The organism is Amphritea sp., assembly GCF_050300915.1.
In the GTDB taxonomy this organism is placed as follows: Bacteria; Pseudomonadota; Gammaproteobacteria; order Pseudomonadales; family Balneatricaceae; genus Amphritea.
Map to the genome: position 1 here is coordinate 19,534 of NZ_JBNKYN010000014.1, position 13,629 is coordinate 33,162.

Genomic DNA, 13,629 nt, shown 5'->3' on the forward strand with positions numbered 1-13,629 from the left:
TTAGCTAAATGCAGGCATTACTTCATCAATAAAGCGCGCGAGCGACGTTTCTTTTTCCGTCCGGCTCATGCCAGAATCAGACCAGTATGAGAACTCGTCATAGCCCAGATCCTGATAATATTTTAAGCGATCGATTATCTGCTTCGACGTACCTATCATCAGATCTTTGCGTATCTGCTCAGCGGAATAAAAAGGATGTGCATCGATCTCTTCCTGACTCAGCCGTTGAATCAGCCCTTGGTCAATGACGCGTTCATTCTTGAACCAGGCGCCAAAATAGCAGTAAAACTCATTAAACTGTTTAGCAGCACGGGCCAGCTCAGCCTCATCTTTACCAACATAAGCATGCTGCAAAATCATGATTTTAGGACGCTTATCGAATGTTTCGCAGGCCTGATTGAATTTACGGATCAGGCTTTCAACCTCTTCCAGTCCCTGCCACAACGGTGTGACCTGGACGTTACAATCGTTTTCAACGGCAAACTCATGACTATTAATATCGCGTGCCGCAACCCAGATAGGAGGGCCTTTCTCGGATAAAGGCTTCGGCGATGAGGTGGTTTTAGGAAAGTTATAATACTTACTTTCCTGAGTGTGATTGCCTTTCCATAAGCCTTTGATGGCCGGAATCATCTCCCGCAAACGCTCGCCCGCTTCCCACGCATCCATCCCCCCGGACATCATCCGCTCATACTCGAATGAGTATGCGCCGCGCGCAATGCCAAGCTCTAAACGCCCCTGGGTGATGATATCCGTCATCGCGGCTTCGCCAGCCAGTTTAATCGGGTTCCAGAAAGGAGCAACAACGGTGCCTGTACCCAGGCGAACATTCTTCGTCCGGTGTGCTAAATCAACCAGGTTCAGGAACGGATTCGGCGCTATGGTAAAGTCCATACCATGATGTTCACCGGTCCAGATGGTACACATGCCGCCGCTATCGGCCATCTCACTCAGAGACAGAAACTCTTCGTAAAGGTCACTCTGGGTCTGTTGATCATTAACTCTTTCCATATGTGCAAACAGAGAAAACTTCATCACATACCTCCTGATCTATTTAGTGGATATTACCGGTAGTGTTGTCGCCGACATACAAACGGAAGACGCCGTTTTGCTTCTCAAGAACAAAGCGTTGCAACATGCTTTGTATATCAGATGAAACAAAATCGAGATCTGCAATTTGACCAATATCGACATACTCTCCCAGCGTATTGGTCTGATCATTGTTGGCATTAACGCGGTAATAAGTAGTGAATTTTTGTGCAGTCAGATTTTCATAGACGGAGTAAACAGAACCGACTTCGCAATCCATCCCCTGAGCGCCCAAAAATTCGCGAAGGCTCTGTTGCGAGCCCTGATCGGAACTGATATCGATGTGCGGCAGGGTGTAACCCTGCTCGGTTGGCGTGAGTAATACTTTATTACCGAATTCGATGATACTGCCCACCACACCACTGAGAGAGTGGGTTAGTTCTTCAGCACGATGCTCCATACCTAAGCTGAAGTAACCACCTTTAGCATACCCCAACCCCAGTTTTTCATTCGTGTTGAACTGGTTAACCTGGCCCACCAGCAGAATATGATCGCCCGCAGGAATATTGTTATAGGTCGAGCAGGAAAAATGCGCGACGGAACCTTCGATGATGGGGCAACCATTCTCATCACTATGCCAGCTAATAGCTTCAAAACGGTCGCCTTTAGCACTGGCAAAGGTGTTTGAAATATCCTGCTGATCTTCTGCAAGAATATTCACCGCAAAGTGTTTACAGCGATTAAAAATATCGAAGCTTGAAAGTTTATTAGAAGGGCACACTAATAATAGCGGAGGCTCCACAGAAACCGACGTAAATGAGTTAGCGGTAAACCCAACCTTCTCTCCAGAGTCGCTGACCGCCGTCACCACAGTGACGCCAGTCATGAACGACCCAAACGCATTACGTAGCTCTCGGGTATCAATAGTAGTCATGCTTGGCTCCTTATGTGTGTGCCGCATTGCTGAACAAATTCGGCGAGTAACTGATTAACTTCATCAGGGTGGGTCATCTGTACCATATGACGTGAATTCTCAATCACGGCATAACGACCATTCGGGCAAAGTTCCGCCATGCATTGCGACATATGCCCGGACGAATTGGCATCGCCGTCCCCGGTAATGAAGATGGCTGGCATTTCCAGCCCCTTTAATGCGTCATCCTCAGGGCCATCATTCTGGCTGAAGATCTGATAAGCCCGGGCATAACCGGTTGCTGGAGCGGCCAGCAACCACTGCTCGCACAGATCGGCCATCTGCTTTTCAAATCCGCGCGGATGTTTGCTAAACCAGCGAAGAATCGGGGTGGTCACATTATCCACAGCGGTATTGCTGACCATCTCGAGGGCACGCTGCTGTACCGCCTGCTTTGCCTGGAATGTTCTGCGATAGACTGAATTAAGCGCAGCAACCCCGCTACAGATGTGGCTGTACCGAATAGCAAAATTAAGCGCAATCATCGATCCCATCGAGTGCCCCATCATAATAACGGGCGCGTTTATCTCATTTTTTATCCAAGTGGCTATCGCATCTACATACTCATCTAAACCTGCATCACGGTTCGCCAACAGGTCGCTTTCGCCATGACCGGGCATGTCAACGGCATACACCGTATGCTGCTGACTAAGCAGAGGCACCTGATTGAGCCAGGCTTCAGCGCGAAGCCCTACTCCATGTATCAATACGATCGGTGAGCCGGAACCAGACTTAATATAGGCCAGTCCGTTATCTGACTTATACCGCTGCCGGGTTTTCAATATCATGTCCTAACTCCTTAAGCTCCTGGTACCGGTCACCGATGCGATGATGTGGACGGCCACCTGTTGCCCCCCCCAAAACGATGACGACTTCATCAGGGCCCGGCGCATCCGAGATATTGAACTGCAGCGTAAGGTAATGGGATCGACGACCACCGTCGTTTTTATCCATCATCGGAATCATGATCGGCGTGTTCGCGGGCCCGCGGGTATTAGTAAAAGATAAGAAAGACTTCGCCTCTACAGCTTCACGGTAAGCATTTCCAAAGTGAAGGGTATGAATTAACGCTGATGCGTGCTCTATTTCACCGTTCTGCCCAACCACTGCAGCCTTACCAAACGCCTCGATATTGGTTGCACCACCCGCCATCTCACTAATCTTATCGGTCAGGATCCGGCCTAAAACAGGACCGTACGCCAGGATCTCCGGGCGAAGGTTTTCTACATATCGTCCTGCCCAGGGATTTTTAATCACTGCGGCGACAGCAAACATACGTACAGGGGTTTGCACTTCTTTAAAACCTTCAATAAAGGTTTCTTCTTCAAAACTGACTATTTTTCTGATTTCAGGCTTCATTTCATGCTCTCTTAAAGAAACAAGATCGTTTATTGTATTATGGTATACAATCATATAACCTTACTGCATGCAACAAAACATTCGAAAATATAGTAATCTTGATTCCTTAGCGCTCACCCTTATATAGAGAGCCTTTATCAGTTTAAACAACGGAATCATGAGCCATATGTTAAAGGTAGATAGACCCAAAACACTGAAAGAAAATGCGTTGGAGTCATTGCGGGATGCGATTACCAATGATCTATTCAAACCAGGTGAGCGGTTGGTAGAGCGTAACCTATGCGAAAGTATGGGCGTTAGCCGTACCGTTGTACGTGAATGCATCAGACACCTGGAAAGTGAGCGACTGATTGTCGGTATCCCTAATGCAGGGTTTATGGTCGCTAAGATCAGCAGTGACGAAATAAAAGAGATCTATGATATTCGCACCATGCTGGAGTGCTCCGCGGTTCGAAGCTGTGCGCTCAATGCTGATGAAACAGTGATTAAAGAACTACATCAGTTACGTGAAAAAATAGCAGACTGTCTGCAAAACGAAGAGGTGATGCAGGCACTAAAGCTGACCACTGCGTTTTATAAACTAATATTCACCACCGGTGGCAAACATGTCGCCTGGGATTTAGTAGAACGACTCAATGCCCGTATTTCCAGATTGCGGGCACTGACCCTAAGCTCAACAGGCCGAAAAACCAAAGGGCCTGATAACTTATTAAACATTATCAATGCGATCGAGCAGAAAGATACTGATCTTGCTGAAGCAATTTGCAAAAAGCATCTTACTGAGGCAGCTGAAATCGCATCTAAGCTAACATAACGGAAGGTATGTGATGGACAAAGCACTGTTTGAATTAGGTCTGAGTAAACGTAAAGCCACCTTAGGTGATGACTATGTCACTCATAATCTGGCTAAGGCCGATGCGTTTAATTTACCTTTTCAGGAAGCCATGACCGAATGGTGCTGGGGATTTGGTTGGGGCGACGAGACCATCGACATGAAAACCCGATCACTGATGAATCTCACCATGATTGCGGCACTCGGTAAGATGCATGAGTGGGAGTTACACCTCCGGGGAGCCATCACTAACGGCGTCTCTGTTGACGAGATCCGCTCCGCCATACACGCTATCGCTATTTATTGTGGCGTGCCTCAAGGCGTTGAGTGCTTCAGAATCGCCAGAACAGTTCTGGAAGAACTCGAACGTATATAAGACTTAGCTGTTAATGGCCCGACCTGCCTTATCAGGACCAACCAGAGCCTGATCCAACAGCATCAATCGTTAGCAAAGCAGACAGAGGCAGACCTGTGTACGCCTCGCGGCTTTGTGTCGCCTGAAATAAATGGAATAAGCGAGTTCAAGGCTTGGTTACCCCATAAATAGACGGCCCTTTATCTCAATCAATTGTCAGCGAGCAGGTGAAAACCATGTCCATTTCAAATTTAAAAGATCCCTCATTGCTAAGAAATCAGTCCTATATCAATGGTCTCTGGCTAGATGCGGACTCAGGCAAGACGTTCCCCGTGATCGACCCGGCAAACAATCAGACCATCACTCAAGTAGCCGAGATGGGCGCAGCAGAAACCGGCAGGGCAATTGCAGCGGCAGAGCTGGCGATGCAGTCCTGGAAAAATACCACCGCAAAAGAACGCTCGGTTTTATTACGTCGATGGTTTGATTTAATCATGGCTAATCAAGACGATTTGGCCATGATTATGACGGCGGAACAGGGCAAGGTATTAGAAGAGTCTAAAGGTGAAATAGCCTATGGCGCATCATTCGTTGAATGGTTCGCCGAAGAAGCTAAGCGTATCTACGGTGACGTTATTCCCAGCACCTCCAGAGATCGCCGTTCTATCGTTATAAAGCAACCCATCGGGGTAGTCGCTGCGGTAACCCCCTGGAACTTCCCTAATGCAATGATTACCCGTAAAGCGGCACCCGCATTAGCGGCAGGCTGTGCCATCGTCATAAAGCCAGCAGCTGAAACGCCGCTCTCTGCGCTGGCGTTAGCAGAGTTAGCTGACAGAGCAGGTATTCCTGCAGGTTTGATTAATGTGGTGGTTGGTACCGCGGCGCCTGAGATTGGTTCTGAGCTGACCTCAAACCCTATGGTAAAGAAGTTCACCTTTACCGGCTCAACACCGGTCGGCAAGCTACTGATGCAGCAATGCGCTCAAACCGTTAAACGAACCTCTATGGAGTTAGGTGGCAACGCTCCTGTACTGGTATTCGCCGATGCTGATTTAGATAAAGCGGTGGCTGGGGCTATTGCAGCTAAATACCGTAACGCGGGGCAAACCTGTATTTGTGCCAATCGCATCATCGTGCAGGACACCATTTACGATGCATTCGTAGAGAAGTTTACCGCAAAAGTGAAAGCGTTCAGATTAGGTAATGGTTTTGAGCAAACGACCACACTAGGCCCCCTGATCACGGCTAAAGCCGCCGAAAATGTACATTCGCTGGTTGTTGATGCGCAAGCTAAAGGTGCGCGTGTGACGACAGGAGGAGAGATTGATCCACTGGGTGATGCCTTCTATCAACCAACGGTTTTATCTAACCTGAGCAATGATATGCGTATTGCCAAAGAAGAAATATTTGGCCCTGTTGCCGCTATCTATAAATTCAGTACCGAAGCAGAAGCGATAGCAATGGCCAACGATACAGAGTTCGGGCTGGCTTCCTACCTCTTTACCAAAGACGCCTCACGGGTATGGCGCGTTTCTGAAGCAATTGACTATGGCATGGTCGGGGTCAATGAGGTCGCAATCAGCTCTGAAGTCATCCCTTTCGGAGGCGTAAAGGAGTCAGGTCAGGGACGCGAAGGATCTAAATACGGAATGGATGACTATCTGGAGATTAAATATATCTGTATGGGTGATATATGACGCTTATCGATCGGGCTGTTTCAACCTGAAACAGCCCGTCAATTTCACAGGGATCATTGCCCTTCTGAGGCCGGTTAGAGTCCATATCATTAGATGCCCTATTGACTGCGTCTGGTGGCTCCTCTGACGCGGCTTGCCACACTCACGCTGACAACACATCATCCGATAAAAAACTCTCGCCCTGACGTCCCGCACCGTCATCTGCTGACATGATCCGTCTTTTAGAGCTTCTTCATGCATTACCACCGCAGTCAGAAAAGCTGACCGACGGTCTGGCTGCGTTATTTCAAACACCCTCTTTAAAAACAATAAATTAACTAAAAATCATAGATTAAAAATCGATATATCCCTGTTTTCCCCCTGCACAATCCATCATTTTCTCGTTAAGAATATTATTTGATCGCTTATTTGTATTATGGTATACCATATTACAGAAAGGAGAGATTACACGGGTTTGCTTCTGTTTTCCCCGAATAAACGGGGCAGTCGATAAACATCTATTAATAAATAATAAAGGGGATATGCGCGATGCAGCCCAAGAAAATAATAGCGAGTAAGGGGTTTTTCTTTGGGGTCCACCCCGGGATGGGGATAGCGTCCAAAGCAATGGTTTTAGCCTTTGTTCTTTTCACGGTAATGAATGTAGATTTCGCTAACGGAATATATAGCGATATAAAAACCTGGATTCAAACAACCCTGAACTGGTACTACGTTACCGTCGTCAGCCTGGTTTTATTCTTCTCTATCTGGATGGCTTTCAGTCGTTTCGGCAATTTGCGTCTGGGTAAAGACGATGAAAAACCGGAATTTGGCTTCATGACCTGGTTTTCTATGCTTTTCAGCTGTGCCATTGGTACCGGCATTCTCTTCTGGAGTATAGCGGAACCCATTTTCCACTTTCAGGGCAACCCATTTATCGAAATGGCGGGCATAGCGCCGGGTACCGCTGAAGCAGCTCAGATGGCCATGCGAATCACCCTGTTTCACTGGGGCTTGCATGGCTGGGCTATCTATATAATTGTTGGCCTGACACTGGCTTATTTCACCTATCGCCGGGGTTTGCCGCTCACCATTCGCTCAGCTCTCTATCCGCTTCTGGGTGAGCGGATATATGGACCTATCGGTCACGCTGTAGACCTGCTGGCTATATTCAGTACGCTGTTTGGCACTGCAACAACACTGGGCCTGGGTGTGTCTCAGATGAACGCAGGTTTGAACTACCTGTTCGGTATGGAAATATCGACAACCACTCAGGTGATTCTGATTGCCACCATCTCTGTTATCGGGACATTATCGGCAGTATCGGGTGTTGAAAAAGGGATTAAGTTCCTCAGTATCTGGAACATCCGCATCAGTGCGATTCTGATTCTGTTCTTCCTCCTGGCCGGGCCAACTGTATTCCTGTTAGGTATGTTTGTTACCAGTGTTGGCGATTACATGTGGAATCTGATTCCGATGGGACTGTGGACCGATCCAAACCCCAAAGGTCAGTGGCAGGGATGGTGGACTATATTCTACTGGGGATGGTGGTTATCCTGGGGCCCGCTGGTGGGCATGTTCATCGCGCGTATCTCCCGTGGCCGGACTATCCGTCAGTTCTTATTATCAGCATTAATTATTCCGCCATTGGGTGGTTTCCTGTGGATCGTAATCTTCGGCGGTACGGCACTGCATATGGAGCTATACGGAGCCGGCGGTATCGTTGAAGCGGTTAATAGCGACATGACAACCGCACTTTATAAGACAATTGAAGCCCTTGGGGTAGATTGGCTAACCTGGCCAATGTCGGCACTGGCCACCTTTATGATCATCACCTGGTTTGTCACTTCAGCTGATTCCGGGACGTTAGTTATCTGTACCATCCTCTCTGTGGGCGACAAAAACCCACCGCAACGCTTTCGAATTATCTGGGGCATGGGCCTGGGGGCAGTTGCTGCAGTGTTACTACTGGCAGGCGGCCTGAAAGCCCTGCAAACAGCATCAATTGCGGCGGCACTACCCTTTTCTGTCGTCCTTCTGTTTATGTGTGTTGCGCTGGTGAAAGGACTCAATGATGAGGCCAATGGTGTGGTTTACAACACCACACCGCAACAGCCTGAGACCGGAGAAAAGGATGCGCTGTTGCCGGCAGAAGCGAAGGTCTCAACCTGATCTAAATCCGCATGAGCAGCTCCATGCAACAGATGGAGCTGTTCAACATTCAGGAGGCCTCTCCTGAGTCACCTTTAGCGGTCATAACGACCGCTTTTTTACAGATAAAACGTGAAGCCAAAACCGATTAATCCTTACAAAAAAGGTTCGTTCGGATGATCAATCAGGCTCCACCTTTTGGCTGAGCAATTTTCAAACACGCAGGTACTATGCAATTTAACAGTAGCGAAGAGATCATCGCAGAGATCAGCAAGGGTCGGATGGTGATTCTGGTGGATGATGAGGACAGAGAAAATGAAGGAGATCTGGTCATGGCGGCGGAAGCCGTTACCCCGGAAGCCATCAACTTCATGGCAACTCATGCCCGGGGCCTTATCTGTTTAACACTTGATGAAGCCCGCTGTGATCAGTTGGGTCTGCCCATGATGGTGCCGGAAAATGGCTGTGCTTACGGTACTGCTTTTACACTGTCTATCGATGCAGCGCACAATGTAACGACTGGTATTTCAGCTGCAGATCGCGCAGAAACGGTACGTGCAGCAGTTGCAACAACCGCCAGGCCAGACGACCTCGTTCAGCCGGGACATATTTTCCCATTGCGAGCCCGGAAAGGTGGCGTATTGACCCGCGCTGGGCATACTGAGGCGGGTTGTGATCTCGCATCGCTGGCCGGATATATCCCTTCAGCTGTGATTGTGGAAATAATGAATGATGACGGCACGATGGCACGCCGACCTGATCTGGAAACGTTTGCCGCCAAGCATGAGCTCAAAATTGGCTCCATTGCGGATCTGATCCAGTACCGTCTGGCAACAGAAACAACCATCACCCGCATTGGTGAACAGTCGTTACCGACGGTGCATGGTGAATTTAATATGATCACGTTTGAGGACAAACTCGATGATACAGTACATATCGCCCTGGTCATGGGTGAAGTGACTGAACAAGAAGCGCTACTGGTGCGGGTTCATGTAATTGACCCACTACGTGATCTGATTGGTGCTGAGTACCATGACCCACAGAATTGGAGTTTATGGGCCGCACTGGAAGAAGTTGCCAGCGAGGGCCGAGGCGTGGTGATTGCCCTGGGTAACAGTGATACGGCTGCCAGCTTGCTACAGCGGGCTCCTCAACGGGTAAGGGAACCACAAGATATGCTTAAAAAAACCTTTGCAGATGTGGGTACCGGCGCGCAGATTCTGAAGAATCTTGGTGTCCGTAAAATTCGTCATCTGGGCCCGCCCTGGCGTTTCACCGGACTGGAAAGCTATGATCTTGAGGTTGTTGAAACCATTCCTTTTGCGCAGCAAGCCTGACCAGGCCGTCTGGAAAGCCTCTCTGAAGATTTAATCGCGTTGCAACGACGCCAGAGACTATCTCTGCTTTCGATACTGCGCCGGACTGACGCCAAACTGCTCCCGAAACATATAGATAAAGGGCGAAGGTGAGCTATAACCAAGCTCCAGGGCGATTGCAGTGATACTCTGACCGGTATTAAGCAGCTCTATCGCCTGCATCAGGCGTAGCTGCAAGCGCCACTGTTTCAGGGACATGCCGGTTTCCCGGCGAAAACGGCGATCCAGAGTTCGTAATGAAACCGCCAGCCCGGCGGCCAGTTGTTCCGATGTTTCACTACTGTCAGACTGCTCATAGAGCCGGTTACACAGGCTAATCAGATCTTCGCTGACCGGCCAGGGCAGATATCGGTCATTCCGTTCGAGACGCTCCAGGGTCCGCAACAGCAGCTGAACCAGATCATTTTCATAGCCTTGTATCGGATATTCGACCGAAAACCCCGCGGCCGTCAGTATCAATTCACGGAACAGCGGTGTCACCTGCAACACAACAGCCGTTTCTGACGTCAGCCCCTGATAACCCGCGTCAAGATAGAGACTTTTCAGCTCCGCGCCATACTCGGTGTAAACACGGTGCTGACAGCCCCGGGGGAGCCAGATCGCCTGCTCCGGCGGAATAAAATAGCGTTCACCAATGAGGTCCACCACCAGCACCCCGGATACCGCATAGAGCAGCTGATGCCAGTCATGCCGGTGCGGCGGAAAAAAGTGCCCGGCAGGCATCGTCTCCTGACGCACGTACAGCTCCCGGGGCAGGGATTGCATGGTTAAAAGACTCAGTTCGTGTGAAACATCCAACATTATCTTCCAGCTGTCCTGTTCTATACACATTCTGTCATTTTATAGAAAGATAACAGAGACCGTATCCGGTAGCCTACCCCTATTTATACTGTCGGGAATTAACCATGCCAGAGATCAGTAAATTCCGCATGCTGCTCACCTGTGTTTTAGGTGTAGTTGCCACTATAGGCATCGCCCGTTTTGCCTATACCCCGATGATTCCGGAGATGGCCCGGGGGGTCGGTCTGAGCGAATCGGTGGCGGGCTATCTGGCGGCGGCCAACTATGCCGGTTATCTCAGCGGCGCGCTGCTGATCTCATTTATCCACAGCCTGGCACTGAAAGCCCGGCTGTATAAAATCGGCCTGCTCAGCGCAGTGCTGACCAGCATGGCGATGGCCCTGACAACGTCCGAACCGGTCTGGTATCTGCTGCGCTATCTGTCAGGTCTTAGCAGCTCAGCCGGGATGTTGCTGGGAGGGGGCTTACTGATGCACTGGTTGATGAAGCGCAATCACAAAGCAGAACTGGGTATCTTCTTTTCCGGGCTGGGTATCGGCATCGTGATCACGGCTATTCTCGCGGTTATCATTAAAGATATATTCACCTGGGAGCAACAGTGGCTGATCTATGGCGGCGTCACCCTGTTACTGATTCTGCCTGTCTGGCTGTGGTTACCGGACTTCAGTGCTGAGCAATCACTGCCTAAACACCATACCCGGCAGATCCCGATGCCCTCCTCTTTTATGCCGGTTCTGCAACTGGCCTATTTCTGTGCCGGTGCCGGTTATGTGATCTCAGCCACATTTCTCATCACCATTGCAGAAAGTATTGATGCCCTGGCAGGACAGGGCTGGATGATCTGGCTGGTTGCCGGGTTGAGTTGCGCCCCGGCCAGCGCATTATGGGATAAAGTGATCAATATTACTGGCCAGTGGCAGGCCCTGTTTGCCGCTTACCTGCTCAATGCCCTGAGCATTCTGATTCTGTTACTCAGCCATCAACTGATGGCGGTGATCATCAGCGCCCTGATCTATGGCGCCAGTTTTATCGGTATCGTCGGTATGATGCTGTCGATGGTCGGGCGGCTGTTTCCGGATAATCCCTCCAGACCGATGAGCCGGCTCACCTTCAGTTACGGTATTGCCCAGGTCATCGCCCCGGCTATCGTAGGCCTGATGGCCGAGTATTATGGCAATTTCAATAACGGCCTGATACTGACACTGATCGTAATGTTGAGTGGCAGCGTCGCGCTGTTAATCGCACAACGAATCGAGCAGCAAGCAGAACTATCAGCAGCGATAAACAACAGCGTTTAGTGATATCTCCCCCTGAATAAATTGACGCCAGTCGGTTTTATCTCCATGTTTAGTGAAGTGGATGATAATGAAGGAGCCAGTTATGCCCACCGATGTCGAGATCGCGCTACAGTTCACAGCCCACCCCATCTCTGAGATCGCAGAGAAACTGGGAATCGGGGAACATTATCTGAACCATTATGGCCGGGATATCGCCAAGGTCGATCTGCGGGCGCTGACAGAGAACGGTCGTAAGCCGGGCAAGCTGATTCTGGTGTCTGCCACCACCCCGACGCCCTCCGGCGAAGGTAAAACCACCACGACCATTGGTCTGGCACAGGCGTTTTCACAACTAAACGAATCGGTGTGTATGGCCCTGCGGGAGCCATCACTGGGGCCCTGCCTGGGAATGAAAGGCGGTGCCACCGGTGGTGGTTACAGCCAGATCATGCCCGCCGACCGCATCAATCTGCACTTTACCGGCGATTTCCATGCGATCACCAGCGCCAATAACCTGCTTTCAGCAGCGCTGGATAACCATATCTATCACGGTAATGAACTGGGTATTGATCCCCGGCAGATTGTCTGGCGGCGGGTGATGGATATGAATGACCGCAGTCTGCGAAAGATCGTTCTTGGACTGGGCGGCAAGCTGCAGGGCACGCCCAGGGAGGGCGGCTTCGATATTACCGCCGCCTCTGAGGTGATGGCGATGCTCTGCCTGGCGGAAGATGCCGAAGACCTGCAACAACGCCTTGACCGCACGCTGATCGGCTTTACCTATGCCAATGAGCCGGTGTATGCAAAGCAGCTTGAGATCACCGGGGCGATGATGGCATTGCTGCGGGATGCCCTGCAGCCGAATCTGGTACAAAGCCTTGAGGGCACCCCGGCGTTTGTTCACGGTGGTCCCTTTGCCAATATCGCCCACGGCTGCAACAGTGTTATCGCCACCCGGATGGCGATGCAATATGCCGACTGGGCGATCACCGAAGCGGGCTTTGGCTTCGATCTGGGGGCGGAAAAGTTCTTCGATATTAAGTGCAGAATTGCCAATTTAGATCCAGATGCAGTGGTGCTGGTGACCACGGTGCGGGCGCTGAAGATGCATGGCGGCAAACAGAAAAACGCGCTGGAAGCGGAAGATCTCAGCGCTGTGAAGCTCGGCCTCGGCAATCTGGATAAGCATATTGAAAGTGTCATGCTGTTTAATAAGCAACCGGTGGTGGCACTCAACCGTTTTGCCACCGACACCGATGCCGAAGTCGCGATTATTCGTCAACGCTGCCTTGAGCTGGGAGTGGCATTTGCTGAAACCACCCATCATGCCGATGGCGGCAAAGGGGCCATTGAACTGGCCCAGGCGGTAATAGACTCAGTCACCCAGAACCAGCCATTTAAACCGCTCTATGAGCCGGACATGCCCGTGCTGGAAAAAGTACGGGCGGTGTGCAAACAGATGTATGGTGCCGACGATGTCGCCTTTACCAAAGAGGCCGCCCGTGATCTCAAGCTGGTCGAGCAACTGGGGCTGACCCAGCTGCCTGTCTGTATCGCCAAAGCACCCAGCTCACTGTCGGATGACCCGTTACTGCATGGCCGGCCCAGAGACTTTGAGGTCACCGTGCGGGCGATTCAGATCAATGCCGGTGCCGGTTTTCTGGTGATTCTTACCGGCGACATCCTGCGCATGCCCGGCCTGCCGAAACAACCTGCGGCCAACAAGATGCGTTTACTCAACAGCGGCGTGATTGAAGGGCTGGAATAGAAAATCTGCACGGCTTAAACATTTCAGCA

General features: G+C 50.4%; 12 protein-coding genes. 7 read left to right on the forward strand and 5 right to left on the reverse strand.

Annotation, left to right across the window (positions count from 1 at the left end; all coding sequences use genetic code 11):
* The 4 genes from ACQY8X_RS05700 to ACQY8X_RS05715 are packed head-to-tail and all read right to left on the reverse strand — an operon-like array spanning position 1 to position 3,361.
* Positions 1 to 1,035 carry an LLM class flavin-dependent oxidoreductase gene (locus ACQY8X_RS05700; protein ID WP_428034185.1) on the reverse strand — a complete coding sequence of 345 codons (1,035 nt, stop codon included), beginning with the start codon at positions 1,033 to 1,035 and terminating at the stop codon, positions 1 to 3.
* Positions 1,036 to 1,054: 19 nt separating this feature from the next.
* Complete coding sequence (locus ACQY8X_RS05705) at positions 1,055 to 1,963, reverse strand: flavin reductase family protein (protein ID WP_428034186.1); 909 nt, start codon at positions 1,961 to 1,963, stop codon at positions 1,055 to 1,057.
* Positions 1,960 to 2,790, reverse strand: coding sequence for an alpha/beta fold hydrolase (locus tag ACQY8X_RS05710; protein ID WP_428034187.1), 831 nt, complete (start codon positions 2,788 to 2,790; stop codon positions 1,960 to 1,962). Before ACQY8X_RS05710 ends, ACQY8X_RS05705 begins: the two co-directional genes overlap by 4 nt.
* The gene (locus tag ACQY8X_RS05715; protein ID WP_428034188.1) at positions 2,762 to 3,361 is read right to left on the reverse strand and encodes an amino acid synthesis family protein; all 600 of its coding nucleotides are present in this window, start codon (positions 3,359 to 3,361) and stop codon (positions 2,762 to 2,764) included. Before ACQY8X_RS05715 ends, ACQY8X_RS05710 begins: the two co-directional genes overlap by 29 nt.
* A gap of 166 nt (positions 3,362 to 3,527) precedes the next feature.
* Between ACQY8X_RS05715 and ACQY8X_RS05720 the strand changes: the two genes are divergently transcribed.
* From ACQY8X_RS05720 to ribBA, 5 genes are all read left to right on the forward strand, one after another.
* Positions 3,528 to 4,175 carry a GntR family transcriptional regulator gene (locus tag ACQY8X_RS05720; protein WP_428034189.1) on the forward strand — a complete coding sequence of 216 codons (648 nt, stop codon included), beginning with the start codon at positions 3,528 to 3,530 and terminating at the stop codon, positions 4,173 to 4,175.
* Positions 4,176 to 4,188: 13 nt separating this feature from the next.
* Positions 4,189 to 4,569, forward strand: a complete 381-nt coding sequence (locus ACQY8X_RS05725) for a carboxymuconolactone decarboxylase family protein (protein ID WP_428034190.1) — start codon at positions 4,189 to 4,191, stop codon at positions 4,567 to 4,569.
* A gap of 215 nt (positions 4,570 to 4,784) precedes the next feature.
* Entirely contained in the window at positions 4,785 to 6,248 is a 1,464-nt protein-coding gene (locus ACQY8X_RS05730; protein WP_428034191.1) for an NAD-dependent succinate-semialdehyde dehydrogenase, read from the forward strand.
* A 528-nt stretch (positions 6,249 to 6,776) separates the two neighbouring features.
* Entirely contained in the window at positions 6,777 to 8,399 is a 1,623-nt protein-coding gene (locus tag ACQY8X_RS05735) for a BCCT family transporter (protein WP_428034192.1), read from the forward strand.
* A gap of 209 nt (positions 8,400 to 8,608) precedes the next feature.
* Positions 8,609 to 9,715, forward strand: a complete 1,107-nt coding sequence (gene ribBA, locus ACQY8X_RS05740) for a bifunctional 3,4-dihydroxy-2-butanone-4-phosphate synthase/GTP cyclohydrolase II (RefSeq protein ID WP_428034193.1) — start codon at positions 8,609 to 8,611, stop codon at positions 9,713 to 9,715.
* Between the two features lie 57 nt (positions 9,716 to 9,772).
* Here ribBA and ACQY8X_RS05745 read toward each other — a convergent pair whose 3' ends face one another.
* The gene (locus ACQY8X_RS05745; RefSeq protein WP_428034194.1) at positions 9,773 to 10,555 is read right to left on the reverse strand and encodes an AraC family transcriptional regulator; all 783 of its coding nucleotides are present in this window, start codon (positions 10,553 to 10,555) and stop codon (positions 9,773 to 9,775) included.
* A 104-nt stretch (positions 10,556 to 10,659) separates the two neighbouring features.
* On the opposite strand from ACQY8X_RS05745, the gene ACQY8X_RS05750 reads away from it, so the two are divergent.
* On the forward strand, positions 10,660 to 11,853 hold the full coding sequence (locus ACQY8X_RS05750; protein ID WP_428034195.1) for a YbfB/YjiJ family MFS transporter: 1,194 nt from the start codon (positions 10,660 to 10,662) through the stop codon (positions 11,851 to 11,853).
* Between the two features lie 67 nt (positions 11,854 to 11,920).
* Complete coding sequence (locus tag ACQY8X_RS05755; protein ID WP_428034196.1) at positions 11,921 to 13,600, forward strand: formate--tetrahydrofolate ligase; 1,680 nt, start codon at positions 11,921 to 11,923, stop codon at positions 13,598 to 13,600.
* The last annotated feature ends 29 nt before the right edge of the window (positions 13,601 to 13,629 follow it).